Here is a 24,686-nt window from a genome sequence, read left to right as displayed (position 1 = left end):
CCCGCATGTTGTAATGGACCGGCCGTTGGCCTATTTGGCGGTAACGGCATCATATCGGCCAGGCACACTCCCGTGTCTTAGCCCCCGTTTGCCGACAGCACATAGCGGCCCATTCCGGCCGGAGAGATCCATGGCAAACGGCAAGACAGTTTCAGATTCCAATCTTTTGCAGACGCTTTTCAACCTCTGGCCCTACATGTGGCCGACAGGGCGTCCTGATCTGAAGATGCGCGTGGTGTGGGCGACGGTCTACCTGCTGATTTCCAAGTTCGTGCTGCTGCTGGTCCCCTATTTCTTCAAGTGGTCGACCGATGCGCTGAACGGCAAGGCGGATCTCGCCGGCAAGGTTCCCGATCTGCTTGTCGGGGCGGTGGCACTTGTCATCGCCTACAACGTCACGCGCCTGCTGCAGCTGGCGCTGAACCAGCTGCGCGATGCGCTGTTCGCCCGCGTCGGCCAGCACGCGGTGCGCCAGCTCGCCTACAAGACCTTCGTGCACATGCACGAGCTGTCGCTGCGCTTCCATCTCGAGCGCAAGACGGGCGGCCTTTCGCGCATCATCGAGCGCGGCACAAAGGGCATCGAAACGATCGTTCGCTTCACGATCCTCAATTCCGTGCCGACGCTGATCGAGTTCCTCCTGACCGCGGTGATCTTCTGGTGGGGTTACGGCTTCTCATATCTGGCCGTCACCGCCTTTACCGTCTGGGCCTATATCTGGTTCACGATCCGCGCCAGCGACTGGCGCATCTCGATCCGCAAGACGATGAACGACAGCGATACCGACGCCAATACCAAGGCGATCGATTCGCTCCTCAACTTCGAGACCGTGAAGTATTTCGGCAACGAGAAGATGGAGGCAGAGCGCTTCGACAAGTCGATGGCGCGCTACGAGGAAGCGGCGACGAGCGTATGGACGTCACTTGGCTGGCTGAACTTCGGCCAGGGTGTCATCTTCGGTCTCGGCACCACCGTCATGCTGATCCTCTCGGCGCTTGCGGTACAGCGCGGAGAGCAGACGGTGGGCGACTTCGTCTTCGTCAACTCCATGCTGCTGCAGCTCTCCGTGCCGCTGAACTTCATCGGCTTCGTCTACCGCGAAATCCGCCAGGGCCTCACCGATATCGAGCAGATGTTCGATCTCCTCGAAGTACAGGCCGAGGTCAAGGACGCACCCGATGCCAGGCCGCTCGATATCCAGCAGGGCGCGATCTCGTTCAAGGATGTGCATTTCTCCTACGATCCGGCACGGCCGATCCTCAAGGGCATCTCGTTCGATGTGCCGGCCGGCAAGACGGTAGCAGTGGTTGGCCCTTCCGGCGCCGGCAAGTCGACGCTGTCACGCCTGCTCTATCGCTTCTACGATATCCAGAGCGGCGCGATCACCGTCGACGGTCAGGATGTGCGTGGCATCACCCAGACCAGCCTGCGCTCGGCGATCGGCATGGTGCCGCAGGACACGGTGCTCTTCAACGATACCGTTGCCTACAACATCCGCTATGGCCGGCCGGGCGCCAGCGATGCCGAGGTCAGGGCCGCGGCCGGGATCGCGCAGATCGCGCATTTCATCGAACTTCTGCCTGAGGGTTTCGACACCAAGGTCGGCGAGCGCGGGCTGAAGCTGTCTGGCGGCGAGAAGCAGCGCGTGGCGATCGCCCGCACGGTTCTCAAGGCGCCGCCGATTCTCATTCTCGACGAGGCGACCTCGGCGCTCGACACGACCACGGAGCGCGAAATCCAGAGCGCGCTCGACGTCGTTTCGAAGAATCGCACGACGCTCGTGATCGCCCACCGTCTGTCGACGGTCATCGGCGCCGACGAGATCATCGTCCTGAAGAGCGGCGAGATTGCCGAGCGCGGCACGCATGCCGAACTCCTGCGGAAGGACGGTCTCTACGCGTCGATGTGGAGCCGGCAGCGCGAAGCGACGCAGGCCGAGGAGCATCTCAAGCAGGTGCGTGAAAGCGACGACATGGGCGTGGTCAACCGGCTTGCGCCGGCAAGCTGACCTGAACCAAAGGCCGATCCGGCCGTTTTGCTGTTTAGAACGGGGCGATATAAGCGCCTCCGGCATCGCCAGCATTGCTCCGGCCAATGTTTCCCTGTAACCAGCGACAACGGAAAAACGCGAGGAGAGCGGAATAAATGAGCTTGTTGAACACGGTTCGCAACACGATCGTTCCGGTGCACAAGGAAGGTTATCCCTTCATCGCGGCGTTCTTCTTCGCGTCCCTGATCCTGGGCTGGCTGTTCAAGCCGCTGTTCTGGATCGGCCTCATCCTGACGCTGTGGTGCGCTTACTTCTTCCGTGATCCGGAACGCATGACGCCGCAGGACGACGATCTGGTGATCTCTCCCGCCGACGGCAAGGTGTCGTCGGTGCAGATGGTTGTGCCGCCAGCCGAACTCAATCTCGGCAGCCTGCCGATGCTGCGCATCTCCGTGTTCATGAACGTCTTCAACTGTCATGTGAATCGCGCCCCGATGCGCGGCCGCATCATCAGCATCAATTACCGTTCCGGCAGCTTCGTGAATGCCGAACTCGACAAGGCCAGCGACGACAACGAGCGCAACGGCCTCGTCATCGAAACAGGCCACGGCCAGATCGGCGTCGTGCAGATCGCCGGCCTCGTGGCCCGCCGCATCCTGTGCTGGGCGAACGCCAACGAACCGTTGGAGGCCGGCGAACGCTTCGGACTGATCCGCTTCGGCTCGCGTCTCGACGTTTTCCTGCCGGCTGGCGCCGAGCCGCGCGTCTCGCTCGGCCAGACGGCGATTGCTGGCGAAACCGTTCTTGCCGAATTCGGCTCTGCCAAGGGCCCGGTGATCAGCCGCCGAAGCTGATCGCAACGATTGGAGCGCGACGATGGAAACACCCTTTCCGCCCTTCGAACCCAACGGCCCGCAGCAGGATGATTCCGGACGCGGGCCACGGCTTCGCGAAATCCCGCTTCGCCTCGTCGTTCCCAATCTGATCACCATCCTGGCGATCTGCGCCGGCCTCACGGGTATTCGGCTCGCCTTCGAGAACCGTTACGAACTCGCGGTCGGCATGGTGCTGGTGGCCGCGTTCCTCGACGGTATCGACGGTCGCGTCGCGCGGCTGATGAAGGCGACCTCGAAATTCGGCGCGCAGATGGATTCGCTTGCCGATATCGTCAATTTCGGCGTCGCCCCCGCCCTCGTCGTCTATGTCTTCGCGCTCGACCAGGCGCGCTCGCTCGGCTGGATCGCGGCCCTGATCTATGCGATTGCCGCCGGCCTGCGCCTGGCGCGCTTCAACGTCATGTCGGAGCGCGAGAACAAGGCGGCGTGGCAATCGGAGTACTTCGTCGGCGTACCGGCACCCGCGGGCGCCATGTTGGTGCTGTTGCCTGTCTATCTCGGCTTTCTCGGCCTGACGACGGACAAGACCTTCGGTTACATCGCCTCGGCCTACACCGTCCTGATCGCCTTCCTGCTCATCAGCCGCCTGCCGGTCTGGTCCGGCAAGTCGGAAGGCAGCAAGCTCAGGCGTGATCTCGTGCTGCCGATGATGCTCGGCGTCGTGCTCTATGTCGCCATGCTCTCCAGCTTCACCTGGGAAGTGATGGCGTTCACCGCGATCATCTACCTCGTCACACTGCCGTTCGGTGCTCGCAAGTGGAAGCGCAAGTACGGGACGCTGACGATTGAGGAGCCGGGTATCGGTGAGGACGATATCGGCCGTCATATCTGACGGTTATGCCTATGATCCCGCTTGGGTGAGCCGTGTGCAACACGGCTCGCGAATTGTACTCTCGGCACATAATTCCTGATGACCGCTGCCCCGATTTTGTCGCTATTGAAGACAAAACAGCAAGAACTAAAAGAATCACTTAGGGACAGCACGCGAGGAGATTATTGTGACCCCGAAGAAGACAAGCGCCGAACAATCGGCGAAGACCGACCTCAGTACCAACTACCGCCCGCTCGGCCTGAAGGCCGTGCTGGCAGCAGCACTGATGATCAAGGCGAAGCCCGTCAAGAAGATGGCCTGAACCAGACGTTTTCCAAAAAGCGTACGAGCAGGCTGGCGGCGAGCAGCCCCATGACGATGCCGATAATGACATCGAGAACCCGCCAAGAGGCGGGTTTTTCAAATACAGGCTGCAGCAGACGCGCGCAGTATCCCAACCCGAAAAACCAGATGAACGACGCTGCCGCGGCACCCAGGCCGTAGGCAAGCCGGTCCGCGCCCTGATAGGCCGCCGAAAGACTGCCGAGCAGCACGACCGTATCCAGATAGACGTGAGGGTTGAGGAAGGTAAAGGCAAGGCAGGTGGCGACCGCGGCCTTCAGGCCAAGCGCCTGCGGCGTTCCCGCCTGCATGGCACCCGGATGCAGGGCGCGGCGAAATGCCATGATCGCATAGGAGCCGAGGAACAATGCGCCACCAGCCGTTACGACCGCGATCAGCGTCGGTGACTGCGCGACCAATGTCCCGAGACCGGCGACCCCAGCGGCAATCAAAAGGGCATCCGAGGACGCGCAGATCAGGCACAGCATGAAGACGTGGGAACGCAGCAGGCCCTGGCGAAGAATGAAGGCGTTCTGTGCGCCGATAGCGATGATGAGGGAAGCGCCGAGGAAGAAGCCCGCGAAGGCGGCCGAGAACGAAACCATGTGAATGTCCGGAAATGGGCAATGAATGCGGATTGGGATCAGAAGAAGCTGAGTTGGCCGTCATCGGGCTTCTTCTTCTCCACGGGCAGCGGCTTCTCCACCTCCACTGCGTCCTGGAGATCCGGCCCCATGTTGGCGACCTTGTTGACCCTGTCTGAAACGGGAATCGCCTCGAAGAAATCCTCCTCGACAGGCTTCATCAGGTCCGCGACCTGTCTCGGCTCCTGGGTCTTGCAATCCAGCCAGCGTGAAAAGTCCTCGGGCTTGATCACGACCGGCATGCGGTCGTGGATCGGGGCGATCGAGGCATTGGCAGCAGTCGTCAGGATGGCGCCGGTATCGACTTCCGAACCATCGGCGGACGACCAGGTCTCCATCAGCCCGGCAAAGGCGACGACGCCGCCATGGCGCGGCTTGATCCAGTAGGCCTGCGAGCTGGCGCCGCTTTCCTTCGACGGGCGATGCCATTCATAGAAACCAGACGCGGGGATGAGGACGCGGCGATGGCGCATGGCGGCGCGGAAGGAAGCCTTCTCGATGGCGGTTTCGGAGCGGGCGTTGATCAACAGCGGAAACTGCTTTGGATCCTTGACCCAGCCGGGCGTGAAGCCCCAGCGCACCAGCACCGCCCGGCGGTCGGGAAGGTTGCTTCCCCTCTCCTGCGGTCCATCCGACGCGACGACGAGGATCGGCTGCGTGGGAGCGATGTTATAGCGCGCGGGAAAGTCCTCGAGCTCCATGATGCCGAGAATTTCCTTCAACTCTTCCGGGGATACCGTCAGCGCATAGCGTCCACACATGACCTGTCTTTGCACCCGATGCCGCCTCGGTCAAGGTCCGGTCAGCCACGCGGGGCGAAGAGAATGACGGCGGTGCCGCACAGGCAGGCGAGCGCGCCGCCGATATCCCATCGGTCAGGGACGCGGTTTTCGACCAGCCAGAGCCAGAGCAGCGAGGCGACGATATAGATGCCGCCATAGGCCGCGAAGGTGCGGCCGGCAGCTTCGCTCGGCACCAGCGTCAAAAGCCAGGCGAAAAGGGCAAGGGAGAGCATTCCGGGCGCCAGCCACCATGCGGGCTTCGCCATCTTCAGCCAAGCCCAGAAGGCAAAGCAGCCGGCGATCTCGAAAACAGCGGCCGCGGCATAGATGATATAAGTCACGAAAGCTCCTTTCGAATCGCCGGAACACTATCCAGCGGCACGGCATGGAAGCCAAGCATTCTCAGGAGAACGGACAGGCATGAGTTCCATTCGAAAGGCGGCTTCTTCGGCGATCCTGCAGCGCGGCAAGCGCTTCCTGCTCGTGCTGAGACGCAATCCGCCATCAGCCGATATGTACGCCTTCCCGGGCGGACGGGCTGAGGCGGGCGAAACACCTGGCGAGACAGCGCTGCGGGAATTCGAGGAGGAGACCGGCATCCCGGCTTCGAACCCCCGGCTGTTTTCGACTTACGACCTGAAAACCCACGGCCCTGACGGCAGCGTCAGCAGCCATTTCTTGCTCTCCGTGTTCCGGGTGGACGCCGACACGGAGGCAGTCGCGGTAGCCGCGGACGATGCGGCGGATATCGGCTGGTACACGGTCGAGGAAATCCGCCGTCTTCCGGTTCCGCAAAGCGTGCTCGAATGCGTGGAGCGGCTGGCAGTCGAGGGTGAATAAGCAGGTTGATAACCCCGCGCGCGCCTTGCTCCCGTCATCGTCAGGGTATCAACTGTCAGCATGATTCCCGTTCGACGCGTTTTGTTGAGTATCGCCTTGCTTTCAGGTGCCACTGCGCCTGTCCATGCCGCTGCGCAGGTGCAGGCCATCCCCTCGCCGCCAACGGAAAGCCCGCCTCAGGCGGTAACAGTGCCATATGACGACAAGCTTTCGCGGCTGGCGGAGGTCGTCGGCTCGGTGTCCTATCTGAGGACGCTGTGCAAGGCCGACAAAAGCGGTGACTGGCGGCAAAGCATGCAGCAACTGCTTGATTCGGAAGCCAAAGACGAGCCGAAGCGTAAAGAGAAGTTCACGGCGGCGTTCAACAGAGGATATCGTGCCTTTGCCTCTGTTTATACTGATTGCACACCGGCAGCCATCGTGGCAGAAGAGCGATACCGTATCGAAGGCGCAACACTCGCCACAGAAATAACATCCCGGTTTGGAAATTGACGCTTTATTAACCTCTTTTCACTCGCGGACGTGTCGTTTTGGGAAAAGGCTGATAAAGTTGTTAACCGGGTAGTAAGGCATGCAGTTTGAGGAAATGACAATGGAACCAAGCCTCAATGACATCGACGACATGATCGTTCATGAGAAAACTCAGGCGGCCTTGGAGTACCATAACGAAGCCTGGGCCGACGGCATGGCTGACGGCATCGAGCCTGAGATCATTGCCGACACCGCGATCATCCATGCACTGCGCGAAACGATCCGCCTGCACGGCGAAGAGAGTGCGGAGGCGCTGCTTGATTCGCTGCGCGAACGCATGCTCGCGGGCGAGTTTTCTCCGATCCGTACCCTGCAATAACAGCCACAGAGAGTTCCATGCGTACCGGTAAGGACAATGCTTCGCGGACCGCGATGGCGCCGCTTTTGCTTGCACTCGGCCTTGGCGTCGGCAGCATTCTGGCCGCCACGAACGCCTCGGCGCTATCGGAACTGCAGAAAACCCAGGGACAAGCCGACAGCTCGGCGCCCGCACAGGGCAGCGACAAGCCGGCTACCACGCCGAGCGCCACTCCCGGCGTTCCGATGCCCGATCCGCTGGTCAACAAGCAGACCGGCAAGGGTTCCGACACAACGCCTGGCGCGCAGGACGCGTCCAAGCCGGTCGAAGTGATCTACGATATCAACAAGGTTCCCGAGCCGGTTCGCAAGATGCGCGAGCAGATCGTGGAAGCCGCCGCCTCCGGCGATCTGGAGCGCCTGCGCCCCCTGTTCGGCAGCGGCGCTGACCAGACGCAGGTGACCGTCGGCGAACCGACGGATGACCCGATCGGCGCGCTCAAGGATCTCTCGGGGGATCCCGACGGCGATGAGATCCTGGCGATCATGCTCGACGTGATCTCGACCGGCTTCGTCCATGTTGGCGAGGGCACCTCCGAGGAAATGTATGTGTGGCCCTACTTCGCGGAGAAGGACCTGAAGGCCCTGACGCCGCCGGAACGCGTCGAGCTGCTGCGCATCGTCACCGCCGGCGACCTTTCCGACATGCAGGAATTCGGCGGCTACAATTTCTATCGCCTCGGCATCACGCCGGACGGCAAGTGGAAGTATTTTACCGCCGGCGACTGACGCTTGCGATCCTCCTGCCGAAGACATACTTCTGAGCGATCACCAACGCGACAGGTGCAGACATGCCAGCCGTATTCCTCAAAGACCGCTCGCTGATCCGTGTCAGCGGCACCGAGGCCCAATCCTTCCTGCAGAACCTGATCACGACCGACGTCGTTTCCCTGGCCGCCGACGAGGCTCGGCCTGGCGCGTTGCTGACGCCGCAGGGCAAGATTCTCTTCGACTTCATGATCTGGCGAGATGGCGCCGATTTTATCATCGAGACCGATGCCAGCCAGCGCGAGGCGCTCCTGAAGCGGCTGACGATGTACAAGCTGAGGGCGGCTGTTACGCTCGTCGCCAGTGGCGAAGGCGTCACCGTCTCCTGGGGCGAGCCAACGGCAACCGGCGTGAAAGATAGCCGTTTTTCCAAGGCCGGCACCGATCTCTTCAGGCAGGCGGGCGAGCATGGTTCCGACGCAACAGAGGCTTACGACGCCCTGCGTATCGCCAATGGCGTCAGCGCTTCGGGCGCGGATTATGCGCTGCAGGATGCCTTCCCGCATGATGTCCTGATGGACCTCAACGGCGGGCTCTCCTTCCGCAAGGGCTGCTATGTCGGCCAGGAAGTGATATCGCGCATGCAGCACCGGGGCACCGCGCGGCGGCGGATCGCGTTGGTGCAGGCGCAGAGCGCCTTGCCGGCATCAGGGACCGAGATCACCGCCGGCGGCAAGCCCATCGGCGCGCTGGGATCGGTAAGCGGGACCGCAGGGCTGGCGATTGTTCGCATCGACCGCGCCGGCGAAGCCATCGCTTCCGATGTTCCCTTGCTGGCGGGCGATGTGACTGTGACGTTGACCCTGCCCGCATGGTCGGGCCTGACATTCCCGTCGAATGCGGACGAGGCCAGCGCTTGACGCCCAAGGCTCCCCGCGCGTGGCAGCGCATGCTTTCCGGCCGGCGTCTCGATCTGCTCGATCCGTCGCCGCTGGATGTCGAGCTCAGCGATATCGCGCATGGACTTGCCCGCGTCGCCCGCTGGAACGGACAGACGGCCGGCGACCATGCCTTCTCCGTTGCCCAGCACAGCCTCGTCGTCGAGGATATATTCCGGCGAATCTATGAGCCGTCGGCGGACCACTGCATGATGGCGCTGCTGCATGACGCGCCGGAATATGTCATCGGCGACATGATTTCGCCGTTCAAATCCGTTGTCGGCGGCGGCTACAAGACCGTCGAGCGGCGACTGGAGGCCGCGATCCACCTGCGATTCGGCCTGCCGGCGCATGCCCCGCGTGACGTCAAGGACAAGATCAAGAAGGCCGACACGATCGCCGCCTATTTCGAAGCGACCGGCCTCGCCGGCTTTACGGCCAGGGAGGCCGAGAAATTCTTCGGCCAGCCGCGCGGCATCACGAAGGAGATGCTGCTGATCACTCCCCTGCCCGCCGTCGAGGCGCAGCGGCTGTTCTGCGAACGCTTCGACGCGATCGAGGCGATGCGGAGTGCCAGACCATGACGACGATTGTCGTGGCGCCGCTGGCACGGATCGCGGAGATGGCCGTGAGGCACAAGGCCCGGGAGATGATCAGCCTGATGGCCAAAGAGCAGGCGTTTCACCGGCCGGCCGTGATCCAGGCGGATCGGCACCTACTTCTCAACATGAACGACATCGCCTTCAAGGGCACCGGCAACCTCGTCGCGCCCGACGAAAGCCATGTGCGCGGGATTATCGACTTCGCGGCCAAATGGGACCAGAGCGCTCCGCTGCTCATTCATTGCTGGATGGGCGTCTCGCGGTCCCCGGCGGCCGCATTGATCGCAGCGCTGTCGGTCGTGCCCGACCAGGACGAGTTAGCGCTCGCGACACGACTGCGCGCGGCATCGGCCTTTGCAACGCCCAACATGAGATTGGTTGAGATCGCCGATGCAGTGCTCGAAAGAAAGGGCCGGCTGTTCGAAGCCGTTCGCATGATCGGCCGTGGCGCGGACGCGGACGGAAACGCCCCTTTCAGCTTCAGTGTGGCACCCGCCAAGACCGGAACGTTTTGATGCGACAGCGGTTAACCCTCGACAGGAGGTTGACCGATGCCGATCCCGAACTACCGCAATACATTTGTCCGATGCCTCAGTACGTTAAAGAACCTAACAACCGCGTCGGATGAATATGCGCGATTTCGCTGGCAGGCGGTCTACCTGACGCGTGAGCGTTATTCCTATTTCTTCCGTGGCACAGTCGATGGCAACCAGATCGCTTTTTTCGGCCAACAGGTTGATCTTACGGATGGCACGATCAGTTCCGTGCCGGTGCGCTCGGTGTCGCTTTATGGAGCTACCTTCGGCCTCAACGAGACAATCACCGCATACAATGGACCGCAGAAGTCGGTCATCGACGTGGCACATGCTTTTCACGAGGCGAGCGAAATGGACTACAATCCTGAGTTCTTCTACGTGAAGATGAACCTACTTTATTCCAGTGATGACAGCCGCATGGGGTTCAGCAACGACCCCCGGCTTCGTGAGAACACCAATCTGATTTTCGTCGGCCTGGAAGACGCAGCAACGGCGGGCTTGCTTGAAGAGAGCGATATCGCCCGGTGGGTGGCGAGCGATACGGTCATGAGGTCCAGCGACTGGTATGCCGAGCGCTTCTATTATAGCTGAGCGGGCCTTGGCCCGCTCACTTGAGCTCGTCACTCGATGACTCCACAGGCCAGCCTGTCGCCTGCATCGCCCGCGGGCTGGCTGCGATAATCGTCCGAATTGGCGTGCACCATCAGAGCCCGCCCACGGATACCGTTTTTCTTGTCATCGAGACTGACCATGCCGTCGAAGACCTGCGCTCTCAGCGTGCCGTCCTGACCGACGTACTGGTTCGGCATATCACCGGCGTGAGGCCCCTTGGCGGCGAGAAAGCCATGTTCGGCTTCCGTGGGATTGAAATGCTTGCCGGCGCTTTCATGGTGCGAGGCGGCATCGCACTTGCCGGTCTCATGGACATGGAAGGCAACCCAGCGGTTGGCCGGCATTCCCGAGATTTCGACTTCGATCAACACGCCACCATTGGCGGCGGCTGTGAGAGAAGCCCGCCCCGTCTCCTTGCCGTCCTTGCCGACAAAGGTCGCGGTGGCCGTCTGCTTGTCTTGCGCCATTGCTGCGAGCGGCGGGGTAACGGCAAGTGCAATAGCCGTCGCTACAAGAATGTTTTTCATGGGATTCTCCTCTTGCTAACGTTTCCAACGTGTCAGGCGTGGAGGTGTTCCGGCGCAAAAGAAAAAGCCGGCTCAAAGCCGGCTCCGCAAGTTCGGTCCGTCGCTTCTTCAGGAAGCCAGATCGAAATCATATTGCCCGTAAGTGTTCTGATACAGCGCATCGAAGCCTGACGGCTCGACTGTTTCAGTACCATTGACCGCATTGGTACGCGCCATCATGAACGCAAGAACACCGTCGGAAAGCTTAGGAGCGAGGCTGGGAGCGCCTTCGCTATCCGCCAATTGCTCCATGATACCCGGCTTCTCATCCGCCGCACGCTCGCTACGGCTCAACACGCCGTCGCCATTGGTGTCCAGTCTCGAGAGGGTAGCAAGATACGCGTAAGACGTATTACCGACTGATGAAATCTGGCTCATACAAACCTCCATTCACCGGGTCCCGGTGATTGTTTGTACGCAATACGAAGTTGAAAACGGATAATGAGACGGTGGATAAACTGATTTGTGCAATGCGTCAATAAGTTGTTAACTTGCTATTAACGATGATTGACAATTTGTGAATTTCGCACCCGATTACCCGCAACGATCAGGTTTATTCGCTCCAACAGCGAAAAATCGATATGTTTTACGCCGCAACGTTATGTTAATACGACCAAGAGATTATCTTTTATCGTCATGCAAACCAAAATTGATTAGATATCGCCGCGGATTTTCGGAAAGTCATTTCATGCCTGGCGCCAAGCGTCGAAACATAGGATCGGAACTGAACCGGGGTTCCGTGGAAACGCCGAACCCATTGGCTTCCTTGGGGATTCGTCGACATGGAGGCTGAAGCCCTCTTTAGGCGTCAGTGCAACAGCGCCATTCAGGAGGACGGCTCCGCGGATGCGCAGCATCTGATCAACCTGATCGTCAACACCTATAGAAGCCACAACCATCATGCCCGCGAGCTCGAAGATCAGGCTCAAGCGCTGCTTGCAGAGAACAATACGCTGAGGGAACTCCTCGCCTCGACGAGCCACACCGCCAACGAGTGGCAGCAACTTTTCGACGTCGTCCTCAGCAATCTGCCACTTGGCCTCAGTGTCTTCGATGCCGAACAGAAACTGTCGACATGCAATACCCGTTTCCGACAGTTGTTCGGATTTGATGAAAATGATGCCGTGCCCGGCACAAGCATGCAATCGCTGATCGCCAGGATCGCCGGCAAGGAACGATCGGCCGAAGGCGGCCGTTCGAAAACGACGACCGCGGACGGCAATTATCTTCGTCACCGCGAATGGCTCATGGAAAACGGCAGCATCATTCAGAGCGTCGTTACGGTCCTTCCAGATGGCAGCAGTATCTCGATCCATGCCGATATCACCAAGGAACGCAAAGCGGCCGACCGCATCGCCTATCTCGCGCATCACGACCCGCTGACCGGACTTCCCAACCGCATCAGCTTCCACGAGCGGATCGACGCGGCGCTCGCCGCGCGCAAACCGGATGAGCAGATCGCCCTCGTCCATCTTAATCTCGATCGGTTCAAATCGGTCAACAACACGCTCGGGCTCTCCGCCGGCGACAAGATCCTGCGACAGGTGGCGGAACGCATCAACATGTCGGCAGGCCCCGGCAACATCGTTGCGCGGCTCGGCTCCGACGAGTTCGCCATTCTCCAGTGTGGACGACAGCAGCCTTGGAATGTGACGGCACTTGCCGAGCAGATCCGACGTGAGCTTTCCGAGCCCTTCTTTCGTGGAGACAAGGCGGTCGAACTCAGTGTTTCGATGGGCATCGCGATCTGCCCTCAGGATGCGACCGACACCGACATTCTCCTGAAGCACGCCGGGGTCGCTCTTGCGCAGGCAAAGCTCGGCGGCCGCAAGGGCGAGCGCTTTTTCACGGCGGAGATGGAAGCGCAGATCGAAGCACGGCACAGGCTGGAAGCCGATCTAAGAAAAGCAATCGAGAACGAGGAGTTCGAACTCTATTACCAACCGCTCTATGACCTGCGGCAGCAGCGTATCTGCGGCTTCGAGGCACTTGTCCGCTGGAACCATCCGAAGCGCGGTCGCGTGCCGCCGATGGAGTTCATTCCGCTGGCCGAGGAAGTCGGGCTGATCGTCGATATCGGGCGGTGGGTGCTCCGGCGCGCCTGTCTCGATGCCAGCAAATGGCCTGACGACGTCAAAGTCGCCGTCAACGTCTCGGCGATCCAGTTCACAAGCAGCGATCTTACAGATGATGTTCTGTCCGCGCTGACGGAAGCGAAGTTATCACCGGCACGGCTTGAGATCGAGATAACCGAGAGCGTCCTCATGGAGAACCTCGACGAGAGCCTGCCGATCCTGCATAGCCTGAAGCAGCAAGGCATTCGAGTGGCGATGGACGATTTCGGTACCGGATATTCCTCACTCAGCCACCTCAGCAGCTTTCCCTTCGACAAGATCAAGATCGACAAGTCTTTTGTCGCAGGCATCGTCGACAACAAGGAGGCGTTCGCGATCATGCGCGCGATCATTCTGATGGGCGACGCGCTCGGCATGCGGGTAACCGTTGAAGGCGTCGAGACGGCGGAGCAGCTCGCGCTTCTCAAGCAAGAGGCCTGTGACGAGATCCAGGGCTATCATATCAGCCAGCCTCGCCCAGTGTCCGAGGTGCCCTGCATGCTGTCGGGCGTTCACATACAAAAATCCGCAAGGGTCGGCTGAAAGCTGGTTCGTTGCGACTCGAGGGCACCGGCGCTATGGAGTAGCTTCCTTCATGCGCATCCGGTGATTTAATGTTCGAGGCAAAGGCCTTCACTCCCTTCGAAACGCTGGCCAGTGAGCTGATCGCCCACTCCCACGAAGGCGACGACGGGTCGCACGACCTCGCGCATATCCTACGCGTCTTCAAGAACGCGATGCGTATCCAGTCCAAGGAAGGCGGGGATGCCCGAATTCTCGCGGCCGCCGTCCTACTGCATGACTGCGTCGCGGTCGAGAAGAACTCGCCACTGCGGTCCAAGGCTTCGGCGCTGGCAGCCGAGAAGGCATCGGCCGTGCTTGACGATATCGGCTGGAACGGTGCTGATATCGCTGCCGTCGCGCATGCGATCACGACCCACAGCTTCTCCGCCAATATCGCGCCGGAGACGCTGGAGGCGAAAATCCTGCAGGATGCTGATCGGCTGGATGCGATCGGCATGGTCGGTGCCGGACGCTGTTTTTATATCGGCGGCCGCATGGCGTCCGCGCTATACGATCCGTTCGACCCGGCGGGCAACCATCGCGCGCTTGACGACAAGCGCTATGTCATCGACCATTTCCAGACGAAGCTGTTCAAGCTGGCGGACGGCTTCCAGACGGAGGCTGGCAGGGCTTTGGCCGCCGAGCGTGACAAGCGGCTGCGCGACTTTCTCGCTGCGTTCATGGATGAAATCTAGGAGTACCGAATGCGTATCAGCGACCTCTTCATCTACCCCATCAAGAGCGCGCGCGGCATCCCGCTTGAAACGAGCGAGATCGACGCCTTTGGATTGCCGGGAGACCGGCGCGCCATGATCGTGGCGCCCGACGGCAACTTCATCACCCAGCGCGAGATGCCGGCACTGGCGCGGATCGACGTACGGCCGGAGTCCGGTGGCTATCACCTGCAGATGGGCGACCGTGAAATCGTGGCACCGGCGCCGGAAGCGGACGTCCGCATGGACGTGTCGATCTGGAAGACGATCGTGAACGCCGCCGTTGCAGACGACGAGACCAACCGGGAATTGTCCGCTTGGCTTGAGCGGGACGTGAAACTGGCCTTCTTCGATCGCGACGCCCGTCGCATCGCCAGCGTCGAATGGGCGGGCGAAGGCACGCCGGTGACCTTTGCCGACGGCTATCAGATCCTGGTGACGACAACAGGTTCGCTGAAGGCGCTGAATGCCAATCTGGCGCAGCATGAGGAAGGCAGTGTCGGCATGGAGCGCTTCCGGCCGAATCTCGTCATCGATACGGAAGAAGCATGGGCCGAGGACCGCTGGGCGGCGATCGAGATCGCGGGCATTCGCTTCGACCTCGTCAAGCCCTGCGCGCGCTGCATCATGACCACGCAGGACCAGATCACGGGGTCGCGCGACGTACCAAATCCGATGCCGGCAATGGGCCGCATCCGCATGTCGGCCGACCGACGGGTACCCGGGCCTTTGTTCGGCTGGAACGTCACGCCCCGCTCAAATGGCAAGATCAGCGTCGGCGATACCGTGAAAATCGTGGAAGAGCGGCCGGAAGGTTGGGCTTTCAAGATCAGGGCGCGGGCCTGATCAGGCCGACCGTTCCTCGGACTGCGGGGCACTCGCTTTCAACGCCTTGAGCGCGGACTGGACGAAGCCGTCGCGCGCCGAGGAGGCTTCGACACCGCGCGGCTCATAGACATGACGATGCAGGAAGAAGGCCGTGAGGCGGAAGGCGGCGTTCAGGCTGTCGAAGTCGGCGGCGCGGTTCTGGCTCGCGCTCAGGAAAGGCGGCAGGGCCAGCATCTTGTCGGCCCAAGGCGCGCCTGCGTCGCGGCTCACCGCCCTACCCGACTTCGGCGAGACATAGACAAGATCCGTGCGGCTGCCCGTTGCCGCGCATTCGTTGAGGTCCAGGCCGAAACCAAGATCGTTGAGAACGGACAGCTCGAAGCGGACGAAGAGTTCGCCCGCGTCGGCGGCGTTGTGGAGATTGTCGAGAATGACCTCCAACGCCTCGAAGAGATGCGGATGCGGATCGCGCTCGGGAAGAAGCCGCAATAGCGCGCCCATGGCCTGCACGCCGTAGACGGCTGTTGCCGTCTCCATCAGGCGTGCCGCGCGCAATGTCAGCGGCTCGACGCGAAATTCACCGAGATGTTCGTCGAGACGCGCGCGCCACGTTACCTCGACCTCATTGCCCGGCTGGAGCACTGGCTGCATCGAACGCGAGCGGCCGGAGCGGACCATGCCGAGATGGCGACCGCGCTCGCGCGTCATCACCTCGGCGATGACACTCGTCTCACCGTGGCGTTTGACGCCCAGAATGATTGCACGGTCCTGCCACTGCATTGCGCATTAAACCTCAAGCCCACGGGCCATTCTAGCGCAACCCCTCCAGCATGTCATGGAATGCGCTCAGGCGTGGGCCGGGAAAAGCTTGTCAAGGAATATCCGCATTGCCGCTTCGTCGAAAGGCTTCACAAGAAGGGGCACGTCCTGCAGATCGGGCGGAAAGTCGAGCGTATCCGAATAGCCGCTGACAAAGCCGAAGGGAATATCCAGGGCACGTAGATGGCGCGCGAAATCAAAGCTCATGACCTCGCCAAGATTGACGTCAAGCAGAGCAAAATCATAGCGCTCGGCCTTCGCGGCCTCCATAGCCTGTTCCAGGCTGCTGACGATACCGATCGTCTCGATGCCGAATGCGCGAAGCATATCCTCTGCTTCCATCGCAATGATAAGGCTGTCCTCGAGGACCAGAACACTGCTTGCGTTCATGATCAATATGCCCCTCGCTGAACGCCGCTCTCGGCGTACACCGCTGTCTTCACCCGCATCTTTACCTCTGGCGCCCTTGGCTCGTTGCCGAATGGCTGCTGCCATTCTTGCTTCAATAGCCTTTTTTTCCTTGCCGGTCGATAAGCAGCGAACCGGGAGGAAATGCGGCAATGAACGACTCTATGTCCGCAGTAGGAGATTTGCATTTAAAAAAGACATACAAGGCGGCGCTTTAGAGGAATGGGCGCATTTCGCTGCTCAAACCGTCCCATTCCGCGACACTCATCAACCCGTCAGGGTCGAGCACTTCGCACGCCCTCTCCTGCCAACGGATCATGCCTCGTTCGGCGAGCTTCCTTAGTGTCTTGTTGGTGTGGACGATGGAGAGTCCGAGCGTGTCCGCGACATGCTGCTGGGTGATCGGGATCGTCTTGTGACCGTTGAAGAGCTTCAGCCTGTTGGCGCGCTGGAAGAGGAAGGCGATGAGATAGGCGGCGCGTTCAAGGGCGGTTCGGCGGCCGATGCTCAGCAGATGCTCGTCGAGCATGCGCTCTTCCTGTGCCGCCATCCAGGTGATGTCGAAGGCGAGCGAGGGATGCTTGTTGTAAAGGGTCATGAGCTTGTCGCGCTCGAAAACGCATAGCGAAACCGGCGACAGCGCCTCAACCGAATGCTGCATCTCCCCCATGATCGTTCCCTGCAGGCCGATCAAGTCGCCCGGCATGACGTAATTCAGGATCTGCCTGCGCCCGTCCTCCAGCGCCTTGTAACGGAATCCCCAGCCGGACAGGATTGTGAAGAGATGCGCGCTGTGGGCTCCTTCCACGAGGATCGTGGCGCCGGCGTCCGCTGCGAGTTCTCCCCGCTTGAACTTGGAAACGAAATCCAACTCGTCGCGGCTGAACTCGCGGAAGGTTGGAAGCGGCCGCAATGGACATTGTTCGCACGGCGTCTTGAAGGCGTGGGTAGCCCGTGTGGTCGACATCTATCCCCTCGAGTCGAAAAAACGGCACCCCCGAAATGGAGGCGCCGTCTCGCTAAAACACGCGGAATGCAAATTTGTTCCTGTTATCGCTGCGTTTTCCGCTGCGATGAATCCCGCTCAGGTTGGGAAATCCAGTCCCATTTCGCGGAAACGCTCTGGATCGTCGCCCCAGTTCTCGCGAACCTTCACGAAGAGAAATAGGTGGACCGGCTGTTCCAGGATTTCCGACAACTCGCGGCGCGATGCGGATGAGATCGCCTTGATGGTTTCGCCACCCTTGCCGAGCGTGATCTTCTTCTGACTGTCGCGCTCGACATAGATCACCTGCTCGATGCGTACGGAGCCGTCCTTGCGCTCTTCCCATTTCTCGGTTTCGACATGGGAGGCGTAAGGCAGTTCCTGATGCAGACGCAGGAAGAGCTTTTCGCGGGTGATTTCGGCGGCGAGCTGGCGCATCGGCAGATCGGAGATCTGATCCTCCGGATAGTACCAGGGGCCTTCCGGCAGCGTTCTCGCAAGATAATCGAGAACATCGTCGCAGCCCGAACCGTTTTCAGCAGACACCATGAAGGTCTCGGTGAAGGCGATCTTCTCGTTCGCTGCCGCGGCCAGAGCCAGCAGATCCTCGCGGCGCACGCGGTCGATCTTGTTCAGCACCAGAATCTTCGGCTGGTTGACTTCCTTCAGGCCCTCAAGGATCGCCTCAGCGTCGCCGCGAATGCCGCGCTCGCTGTCGATCAGAAGCATGATCAGGTCGGCATCCTTGGCGCCGCCCCAGGCCGAAGTGACCATGGCGCGGTCCAGCCGACGGCGCGGCTTGAAGATGCCGGGCGTGTCCATGAAGACGATCTGCGCATTGTTGTGCGTGGCGATGCCGCGAACGACGGCGCGGGTGGTCTGCACCTTGTGGCTGACGATCGACACCTTGGCGCCAACGAAGCGGTTCAGCAGCGTCGACTTTCCGGCATTGGTGGGGCCGATGAGGGCCACGAAGCCCGAATGGGTCGGGCCTTGATCTTCTGTGGTTTCAGGAACCACGTTCTCTTTTTCTTCGGTCATTGTCCCGTCAATTTCCGGCAGACGATTTCTGCCAAATGCCTTCGCGCTCAAGCATCCTGGTTGCGGCCACCTGCTCGGCGGCCCTCTTGGAGCGATCCACTCCGGTTTCCGGCTGCACGCCGGGGACTTCCACGGTCACCTTGAAGCGCGGATCATGATCCGGTCCGGTGCGTTCATCAACCCGGTAGACGGGAGTGACGCCGAATTTCGCGTGCGACCACTCCTGCAGCTCGGTCTTGGCATCCCGTCTTGCGCCATCGGCACGTATTGCACGCTTTTCCCAGAACTTCAGGATGAAAAGGCGGGCGACTTCGAGGCCACCGTCCAGATAGATGGCGGCGATGAGGCTTTCGACAACATCAGCGCGGACGTTCATCATGCGCTTGCCGGTAAGCTTCTTCACGTCGGCGCCGGTGCGGATGTAGAGATGCAGGCCAAGCTCGTCGGCAACCTCGGCGCACGTATCGGCGCTGACCAGTTGGTTCAGGCGAACGGAAAGCTCGCCTTCCGCGGCAGCACCGAAGGTCCGGAAAAGCAACTCGGCAACACAGAGTCCGAGGACCCTGTCGCCGAGGAATTCCAGGCGCTCGTAGTTGCCGCCTTTTTGCGTGCGGGCGCTGGCGTGGGTCAGTGCACGGTCCAAGCGCTCCTTCTCGGCGAATTCGTGACCGATAAGGGCTTCAAGCCTTGCGCGGTCCGCTGCCGAAAGCGACTGAGCCTTGCTCATTCAACGACCTTGAACAGTCGATCCCAGCGCATGTTGGCCGGCCACTTCCAGATCTCACGGAACGAGGTGTCGTTGCCGAGCGAGAAGAAGATGACGCTGGCGCGACCAACGAGGTTCTCGGCTGGGACGAAGCCGACGTCGAAGCGGCTGTCGAGTGAGTTGTCGCGGTTGTCGCCCATCATGAAGTAGTGGCCTTCCGGCACGATGAACTCGCGGGTGTTGTCGCCGCGGGAAACGGGCGACTGATCGAGCGTGTCGTAGGTGACACCGTTATCCATGGTCTCGCGGAAGACCGGCACGTCCTGCCCTGGATCCTGCGCGTAGTCGGAATTGAATGTGCCGTCCGCTACCTTCGGAACCGGCTTGCCGTTCACGTAGAGAACACCGTCGGTGACCTGGATATGATCGCCCGGAAGGCCGACGAGACGCTTGATGTAGTCGACGTCGGGGTTCGGCGGGAAGCGGAAAACGACGACATCGCCGCGCTTCGGCTCGCTGGCGAAAATGCGACCGCTGAAGAGGTTCGGCGACAGTGGCAGCGAGTATTTGGAATAGCCGTAGGCGAATTTGTTGACGAAGATGTAATCGCCGACCAGCAGCGTCGGCATCATCGATCCCGAAGGAATGGTGAAGGGCTGGAACAGCACCGTGCGGATGACCATCGCCAGGAGCAGCGCCTGGACGATGACCTTGATGTTTTCCCAAAGGGCGTTCGGCTTCGCTTCAACTTTTTCGGACACGCAGTCTTGTTCCTTCAACGCGCCGGCAAGGGCGCAAATCCTGTTTGTTTCTCTCTAGCGGCTTCGGTGGTTTGCGGCAATGCCGCCAACATTAAAAGCACGAAAGGTCACGATTTCAGCTGTTTTCCGGGAGAGCTTCGATGATCACGAAAGCCTGAGCCAGGGGATAGTCATCGGTTATCGTCAAATGAATGGCAGCCTTATGGCCGGCCGGCAGCATCGCCTTCAATATATCGGCAGCACCGTTCGTCAGTTTCATGGTGGGCTTGCCGCTGGGCAGGTTGACGACGCCCATGTCCTTCCAGAAAACCCCCTGCGCGATGCCGGTGCCGAGCGCCTTGGAGCAGGCCTCCTTGGCGGCAAAGCGCTTGGCGTAGGACGCAGCGCGGTTGGCGCGGCGGTCGGACTTCGCCTGCTCGATCTCGGTAAAGCATCTATTGGTGAAGCGCTCGCCGAACCTCTCCAGCGATTTTTCGACGCGCCTGATGTCGATGAGGTCGCTGCCAATCCCGATGATCATACCGTCTCCTGAACAGGCATTGCCAAACGCAGCCGCGCACGCTCCATCAACCGCTCGCGGCGGCGCAACTGGAAGCCGCGGACGGCATAATATACAGCGAAATACACGATGACCGACGTGACCATCGCCGGCGGGATGGAGCCGACAAGCATCGGCTCAAGAACCGGTCGCCAAAGTTCACTGAGGTGAAGCTCGTGAAACAGCGCGGCAAGATCGATCGACTGGCCGTGCATCTCATCCCCGCGATTGAGCAGCAGATGCCCAACCTCCCAGGTTGTGCCCCAGATGAAGGGATAGGTCAGCGGGTTACCGAAAGCGGCGCAGCCAAGCGCGGCGGCAACCATATTGCCGGAGAACAGATAGGTCAGGGCAAAAGCCATGACGAAGTGGACACCTATGAACGGCGTCCAGGAGACAAAAACCCCGAGCGCCACGCCGATGGCGACGGCATAGGGAGACGCGGTCAGCCGCAAGATGCGCATCATCAGATAACGGGGCGGACGCAGAAAGCCTTTGCGAGGCCAAAGCAACTCACGCAGCTTTTCACGGAAACCGGCAGCTTTTCGGCGTCGAAATAACATGGCGCGTATGTAGTGCAGACAGCACCGACATGACAAGAGCGCCGAATGTCTCAGTCACCTTTTGATCAAGACCGACTGATCACTTCACAGGGGCGCGACATGCTATGCGCCCCTTACATCCCTCACGCAGAAACCCGATATTAGCGGGTGCGGAACAGACCACGGTCAACCTGACGCTGACGGTATTCCAGATCGATGCGGTCGAACGAGCCGTTCAGGTATGCGGTTTCGCGTTCTTCAGCAGTCGGAGCACGCAGGGCGCGGGCGAACTTTTTGATCGGTGTAAACATTGTCGTTGCCTTTTCTTCAGTTCATTTCGATGAGCTGAAGATAGTTGCCGGACGTCCCGATTACCAACGCTGTAATACGAGCGCAGGCATGCGCCAAATGCATACCTAGCCTTTGATCTGGCCAAATGCGATCATAAAACGATCACAAATTATGCAATCAACCTGTTTGGCTGACGCGATACGGCTTTACTCATACAGGCGGCGCACCGTCGCCACGCATTCGAGATCTGCCAATTGAGACAGGAGCTGATTGAGCTGGCGCAGATCCCATACTTCAACATCCAGGGTCATCTCGGTAAAATCGGTCGCGACCCTGACCGTATTGAAGACGCGGATGTTCACATCCACGCCCGCCACCGTCTGTGCGAGCTTGGCAAGCGTGCCCGGTTCGTTCAGCGCATTGACCATGACGCGAGCCATAAAGCGGGACTTGTTGGCTTCGTCCAGATCCCAACGGACATCGATCCAGCGATCGGGCTGATCATCGAAGCGTTGCAGCGCCGGCGACTGGATGGGATAGATGGTGATGCCATCGCCCTTCTCGGTGGCGTTCATGATGCCGACGATGCGATCGCCGGGGACCGCGCCCGTCGGGGAGAACTGCACATCGACGTTGGAGGAAATACCGCGGATCGGGACCGTATCCACGCCCGCGCCGGATTCGAACCCGACCGGGGCTCCCTCCCCGCCCGATTTGCTCTTGCCGGGGATCTTGAAAATCATGCCGGATGCACTGCGGACGTTGAACCAGCCGTCGTCGCCGCTGGGCTTGGCGGTGACGCGCTCTTCCTGGTGATCGGGATAGACAGCGCGTAGCACGTCGAGCGACGACATCTCGCCACGACCGACGGAGGCGATCGCATCCTCTACATCCTTCTGACCCAGGCGATGCAACGCCGGCTTCATGGATTCGCGCGAGAAAATCTTGCCGGCGCGCTCGAAGGTGCGCTCGAGAATGCGGTGGCCGAGGCCGGCATATTGCTTGCGGATGGCCATGCGGGTGGCGCGGCGGATGGCGGCGCGCGCCTTGCCGGTCACCACGATCTCTTCCCAGGCAGCCGGCGGCACCTGCACGCCGGAACGGATGATCTCGACTTCGTCGCCATTCGCAAGGCGCGTGACGAGCGGCATGATGCGGCCGTTGATCTTGGATCCAACCGTGGTGTCGCCGATGTTGGTGTGGACGGCATAGGCAAAATCGATCGGCGTCGCGCCGCGCGGCAGAGCGATCAGCTTGCCCTTCGGCGTGAAGCAAAACACCTGATCCTGGAAAAGCTCGAGCTTCGTGTGCTCCAGAAACTCCTCCGGGCTGTCGCCTTCGGCGAGCGCCTCGATGGTGTGCCGCAGCCAGGAATAGGCATTGGATTCGCGCGACAGAATGTCGTTGTCGGAGTTGGACGCACCGTCCTTGTAGAGCGTATGGGCCGCGATACCGAACTCGGCGATCTCGTGCATGCGCTTGGTGCGGATCTGAAGCTCGATACGCTGGCTGGACGGACCGACGATGGTCGTGTGCAGCGAGCGGTAATCGTTCTGCTTGGGCGTCGAGATATAGTCCTTAAAGCGGCCGGGCACGACACGCCAGCGCATGTGAACGATACCAAGCGCGCGGTAGCAGGCCGGAACGTCCTCAACGAGGATACGGAAGCCGTAGACATCGGACAGTTGCTCGAAGGATAGCGACTTCGACTGCATCTTGCGGAAGACCGAATAGGGCTTTTTCTGCCGACCCTTGACCGATACGCCGGTCAGGCCGTTTGCAACCAGGAGATCGCCGAGTTCGGTCTCGATCTTCTTGACCAGCCCCTCGTTGCGCTTCGAGAGTTCCTCAAGACGCTTGGTGACGGTTTCGTAGGCCTCGGGATTGATATGGCGGAAGGAAAGGTCCTCCAACTCCTCGCGCATGTCCTGCATACCCATGCGCCCGGCAAGCGGCGCATAGATATCCATCGTCTCCTCGGAGATGCGGGCGCGCTTCTCCGGCGACATGTGATCGAGCGTGCGCATGTTGTGCAGGCGATCGGCGAGCTTGACGAGCAGGACGCGGACGTCGTCGGAGATGGCGAGCAGCAACTTGCGCAGGTTTTCGGCCTGCTTGGCCTTCTTGGTGACGAGATCGAGCTTCTTGATCTTCGTCAGCCCCTCGACGAGGCGGCCGATATCTTCACCGAAGAGTTCATCGATCTCGGCGCGGGTGGCGGTCGTGTCTTCGATGGTATCGTGAAGCAGCGCGACGGCGATCGTCGATTCATCGAGATGCATATCCGTCAGGATGGCGGCGACTTCGAGCGGATGGGAGATATAGGGATCGCCGCTGGCGCGCTTCTGCTGGCCGTGCTTCTGCATGGCGTAGACATAGGCTTTGTTCAGCAGAGCTTCGTTGGCGTCGGGCTTGTATTTTTGAACCCGCTCCACGAGCTCGTACTGCCGCATCATCCCGAAGCCACTCCATTACAAAAGAAAAGCGCGCCAATCACAGATTGGCGCACAGGATAGTCGATAATATGCCTAAGCAATAATGGCGCAAGATTGACGATTAGTAATCGTCGCTCTTTTCCGGCGGCACGAGGCCTTCGATACCGGCAAGAAGCTCTTCTTCCGACATCTGATCGAAGGTGACCGTTTCCGGCAGATCGTCCTGCTCTTCGCCATCGGCAGCCGAGGCGCCGGCTGCAGCCGTGAGGCTTGCCGGATCGGGCTCGGGCTCGTCGACTTCGACGTGCTTCTGCAGCGAATGGATCAGATCTTCCTTGAGATCATCAGGGGAGAGCATCTCGTCAGCGATCTCGCGAAGAGCCACAACCGGGTTCTTGTCGTTGTCGCGATCAATGGTGATGGATGCGCCCTGGGAAATCAGCCGTGCGCGGTGGCTGGCGAGCAGAACCAGTTCGAAACGGTTCTCGACTTTATCAATGCAGTCTTCAACGGTGACACGGGCCATTGCCTGTCCTTTACGATCGGAATCTCGGGATTAACACGCCCGATACAATTAAAAGCGGGCAAATTCAAGTTTTTCGTTTAGCGCCATATGCCCGACCAACGCCAGCGGAAAATTTAAATGAGAATAATGGAATTCCACCAAAAGTTGCTTGGAATATCCCAAATCCTGCCCTAAATCAAACTTATATGAATAGTTGGTAAAGTTAGAATCGTTCTGCAATTCGACATAAACCATTGTTTTCGTGGCACATTGTTGAAGCT

General features: G+C 60.3%; 32 protein-coding genes. 15 read left to right on the top strand and 17 right to left on the bottom strand.

Annotated features, from left to right (window positions below):
- Positions 1-130: 130 nt before the first annotated feature.
- The 4 genes from QTL95_RS25150 to QTL95_RS25135 all read left to right on the top strand — a co-directional run bounded on the left by QTL95_RS25150 (position 131) and on the right by QTL95_RS25135 (position 4,019).
- Complete coding sequence (locus tag QTL95_RS25150; protein ID WP_289722630.1) at positions 131-2,008, top strand: ABCB family ABC transporter ATP-binding protein/permease; 1,878 nt, start codon at positions 131-133, stop codon at positions 2,006-2,008.
- 137 nt (positions 2,009-2,145) lie between these two features.
- Positions 2,146-2,844 carry a phosphatidylserine decarboxylase gene (locus QTL95_RS25145; RefSeq protein ID WP_289722629.1) on the top strand — a complete coding sequence of 233 codons (699 nt, stop codon included), beginning with the start codon at positions 2,146-2,148 and terminating at the stop codon, positions 2,842-2,844.
- 22 nt (positions 2,845-2,866) lie between these two features.
- Positions 2,867-3,718: a CDP-diacylglycerol--serine O-phosphatidyltransferase gene (gene pssA / locus QTL95_RS25140; protein WP_289722628.1), complete on the top strand. Its 852-nt coding sequence runs from the start codon at positions 2,867-2,869 to the stop codon at positions 3,716-3,718.
- A gap of 166 nt (positions 3,719-3,884) precedes the next feature.
- Positions 3,885-4,019, top strand: a complete 135-nt coding sequence (locus QTL95_RS25135) for a hypothetical protein (protein WP_289722627.1) — start codon at positions 3,885-3,887, stop codon at positions 4,017-4,019.
- Here QTL95_RS25135 and QTL95_RS25130 read toward each other — a convergent pair.
- Genes QTL95_RS25130 through QTL95_RS25120 form a run of 3 tightly spaced genes read right to left on the bottom strand, consistent with a single transcriptional unit; the run spans position 4,003 to position 5,806 of the window.
- A complete protein-coding gene (locus QTL95_RS25130) occupies positions 4,003-4,644 on the bottom strand; it encodes a LysE/ArgO family amino acid transporter (RefSeq protein ID WP_289722626.1) in 642 nt (213 codons plus the stop codon). The two genes, QTL95_RS25135 and QTL95_RS25130, sit on opposite strands and share 17 nt — an antisense overlap.
- 38 nt (positions 4,645-4,682) lie before the next feature.
- Positions 4,683-5,444, bottom strand: a complete 762-nt coding sequence (locus tag QTL95_RS25125) for an SOS response-associated peptidase (protein ID WP_289722625.1) — start codon at positions 5,442-5,444, stop codon at positions 4,683-4,685.
- Between the two features lie 41 nt (positions 5,445-5,485).
- Positions 5,486-5,806, bottom strand: coding sequence for a YnfA family protein (locus QTL95_RS25120; RefSeq protein WP_289722624.1), 321 nt, complete (start codon positions 5,804-5,806; stop codon positions 5,486-5,488).
- Positions 5,807-5,885: 79 nt separating this feature from the next.
- Here QTL95_RS25120 and QTL95_RS25115 point away from each other — a divergent pair, with 79 nt between their 5' ends.
- The 8 genes from QTL95_RS25115 (at position 5,886) to QTL95_RS25080 (ending at position 10,568) form a co-directional block, all read left to right on the top strand.
- Positions 5,886-6,305 (top strand): NUDIX hydrolase, encoded by a 420-nt coding sequence (locus tag QTL95_RS25115; protein WP_289722623.1) that lies wholly within the window; start codon positions 5,886-5,888, stop codon positions 6,303-6,305.
- Positions 6,306-6,341: 36 nt separating this feature from the next.
- Positions 6,342-6,797 carry a TIGR02301 family protein gene (locus QTL95_RS25110; protein ID WP_289723166.1) on the top strand — a complete coding sequence of 152 codons (456 nt, stop codon included), beginning with the start codon at positions 6,342-6,344 and terminating at the stop codon, positions 6,795-6,797.
- A 100-nt stretch (positions 6,798-6,897) separates the two neighbouring features.
- Positions 6,898-7,155 (top strand): hypothetical protein, encoded by a 258-nt coding sequence (locus QTL95_RS25105; RefSeq protein ID WP_037181170.1) that lies wholly within the window; start codon positions 6,898-6,900, stop codon positions 7,153-7,155.
- A gap of 17 nt (positions 7,156-7,172) precedes the next feature.
- On the top strand, positions 7,173-7,922 hold the full coding sequence (locus QTL95_RS25100; protein ID WP_289722622.1) for a hypothetical protein: 750 nt from the start codon (positions 7,173-7,175) through the stop codon (positions 7,920-7,922).
- Between the two features lie 62 nt (positions 7,923-7,984).
- A complete protein-coding gene (gene ygfZ, locus QTL95_RS25095; protein WP_289722621.1) occupies positions 7,985-8,821 on the top strand; it encodes a CAF17-like 4Fe-4S cluster assembly/insertion protein YgfZ in 837 nt (278 codons plus the stop codon).
- 29 nt (positions 8,822-8,850) lie between these two features.
- On the top strand, positions 8,851-9,423 hold the full coding sequence (locus QTL95_RS25090; protein ID WP_289723165.1) for an HD family hydrolase: 573 nt from the start codon (positions 8,851-8,853) through the stop codon (positions 9,421-9,423).
- Positions 9,420-9,956 carry a tyrosine phosphatase family protein gene (locus QTL95_RS25085; protein ID WP_289722620.1) on the top strand — a complete coding sequence of 179 codons (537 nt, stop codon included), beginning with the start codon at positions 9,420-9,422 and terminating at the stop codon, positions 9,954-9,956. Before QTL95_RS25090 ends, QTL95_RS25085 begins: the two co-directional genes overlap by 4 nt.
- Positions 9,957-9,992: 36 nt before the next feature.
- Positions 9,993-10,568 (top strand): hypothetical protein, encoded by a 576-nt coding sequence (locus QTL95_RS25080; protein ID WP_289722619.1) that lies wholly within the window; start codon positions 9,993-9,995, stop codon positions 10,566-10,568.
- Between the two features lie 29 nt (positions 10,569-10,597).
- On the opposite strand, the gene QTL95_RS25075 is transcribed toward QTL95_RS25080, so the two are convergent.
- Together QTL95_RS25075 and QTL95_RS25070 are read right to left on the bottom strand one after the other, a co-directional pair.
- Complete coding sequence (locus tag QTL95_RS25075; protein WP_289722618.1) at positions 10,598-11,116, bottom strand: superoxide dismutase family protein; 519 nt, start codon at positions 11,114-11,116, stop codon at positions 10,598-10,600.
- Positions 11,117-11,224: 108 nt separating this feature from the next.
- Positions 11,225-11,533: a hypothetical protein gene (locus QTL95_RS25070; RefSeq protein ID WP_289722617.1), complete on the bottom strand. Its 309-nt coding sequence runs from the start codon at positions 11,531-11,533 to the stop codon at positions 11,225-11,227.
- 404 nt (positions 11,534-11,937) lie between these two features.
- On the opposite strand from QTL95_RS25070, the gene QTL95_RS25065 reads away from it, so the two are divergent.
- The 3 genes from QTL95_RS25065 (at position 11,938) to QTL95_RS25055 (ending at position 15,392) form a co-directional block, all read left to right on the top strand.
- Positions 11,938-13,812: a putative bifunctional diguanylate cyclase/phosphodiesterase gene (locus QTL95_RS25065; protein WP_289722616.1), complete on the top strand. Its 1,875-nt coding sequence runs from the start codon at positions 11,938-11,940 to the stop codon at positions 13,810-13,812.
- A gap of 71 nt (positions 13,813-13,883) precedes the next feature.
- Entirely contained in the window at positions 13,884-14,528 is a 645-nt protein-coding gene (locus QTL95_RS25060; RefSeq protein ID WP_289722615.1) for an HD domain-containing protein, read from the top strand.
- Between the two features lie 9 nt (positions 14,529-14,537).
- The gene (locus QTL95_RS25055; protein WP_289722614.1) at positions 14,538-15,392 is read left to right on the top strand and encodes an MOSC domain-containing protein; all 855 of its coding nucleotides are present in this window, start codon (positions 14,538-14,540) and stop codon (positions 15,390-15,392) included.
- On the opposite strand, the gene recO is transcribed toward QTL95_RS25055, so the two are convergent.
- The 12 genes from recO to QTL95_RS24995 form a co-directional block, all read right to left on the bottom strand.
- Entirely contained in the window at positions 15,393-16,154 is a 762-nt protein-coding gene (gene recO / locus QTL95_RS25050) for a DNA repair protein RecO (protein ID WP_289722613.1), read from the bottom strand.
- 66 nt (positions 16,155-16,220) lie between these two features.
- The gene (locus tag QTL95_RS25045) at positions 16,221-16,688 is read right to left on the bottom strand and encodes a response regulator (protein WP_289723164.1); all 468 of its coding nucleotides are present in this window, start codon (positions 16,686-16,688) and stop codon (positions 16,221-16,223) included.
- Positions 16,689-16,815: 127 nt separating this feature from the next.
- Positions 16,816-17,568 (bottom strand): Crp/Fnr family transcriptional regulator, encoded by a 753-nt coding sequence (locus QTL95_RS25040; protein WP_289722612.1) that lies wholly within the window; start codon positions 17,566-17,568, stop codon positions 16,816-16,818.
- Between the two features lie 117 nt (positions 17,569-17,685).
- Complete coding sequence (gene era / locus QTL95_RS25035) at positions 17,686-18,627, bottom strand: GTPase Era (protein WP_289722611.1); 942 nt, start codon at positions 18,625-18,627, stop codon at positions 17,686-17,688.
- 7 nt (positions 18,628-18,634) lie between these two features.
- Positions 18,635-19,354, bottom strand: coding sequence for a ribonuclease III (rnc, locus tag QTL95_RS25030; RefSeq protein WP_289722610.1), 720 nt, complete (start codon positions 19,352-19,354; stop codon positions 18,635-18,637).
- Positions 19,351-20,094 (bottom strand): signal peptidase I, encoded by a 744-nt coding sequence (gene lepB, locus QTL95_RS25025; protein WP_289722609.1) that lies wholly within the window; start codon positions 20,092-20,094, stop codon positions 19,351-19,353. The genes rnc and lepB overlap by 4 nt, the downstream gene beginning before the upstream one ends.
- A gap of 115 nt (positions 20,095-20,209) precedes the next feature.
- Positions 20,210-20,614 carry a holo-ACP synthase gene (acpS, locus tag QTL95_RS25020; protein WP_289722608.1) on the bottom strand — a complete coding sequence of 135 codons (405 nt, stop codon included), beginning with the start codon at positions 20,612-20,614 and terminating at the stop codon, positions 20,210-20,212.
- A complete protein-coding gene (locus QTL95_RS25015; protein WP_289722607.1) occupies positions 20,611-21,195 on the bottom strand; it encodes a DUF2062 domain-containing protein in 585 nt (194 codons plus the stop codon). The genes acpS and QTL95_RS25015 overlap by 4 nt, the downstream gene beginning before the upstream one ends.
- Positions 21,196-21,335: 140 nt before the next feature.
- Positions 21,336-21,485: a DUF3563 family protein gene (locus QTL95_RS25010; protein ID WP_081931627.1), complete on the bottom strand. Its 150-nt coding sequence runs from the start codon at positions 21,483-21,485 to the stop codon at positions 21,336-21,338.
- 186 nt (positions 21,486-21,671) lie between these two features.
- Positions 21,672-23,921: a RelA/SpoT family protein gene (locus QTL95_RS25005; protein WP_289722606.1), complete on the bottom strand. Its 2,250-nt coding sequence runs from the start codon at positions 23,919-23,921 to the stop codon at positions 21,672-21,674.
- A gap of 100 nt (positions 23,922-24,021) precedes the next feature.
- Positions 24,022-24,426 carry a DNA-directed RNA polymerase subunit omega gene (gene rpoZ, locus QTL95_RS25000; RefSeq protein ID WP_289722605.1) on the bottom strand — a complete coding sequence of 135 codons (405 nt, stop codon included), beginning with the start codon at positions 24,424-24,426 and terminating at the stop codon, positions 24,022-24,024.
- 48 nt (positions 24,427-24,474) lie between these two features.
- A complete protein-coding gene (locus QTL95_RS24995; protein WP_289722604.1) occupies positions 24,475-24,660 on the bottom strand; it encodes a hypothetical protein in 186 nt (61 codons plus the stop codon).
- Positions 24,661-24,686: the final 26 nt, after the last annotated feature.

Source organism: Rhizobium sp. S152 (assembly GCF_030380735.1).
GTDB lineage: Bacteria > Pseudomonadota > Alphaproteobacteria > Rhizobiales > Rhizobiaceae > Rhizobium.
Note: the sequence above shows the minus strand (reverse complement) of the source record. Positions and strands in the feature narration are given on the sequence as shown.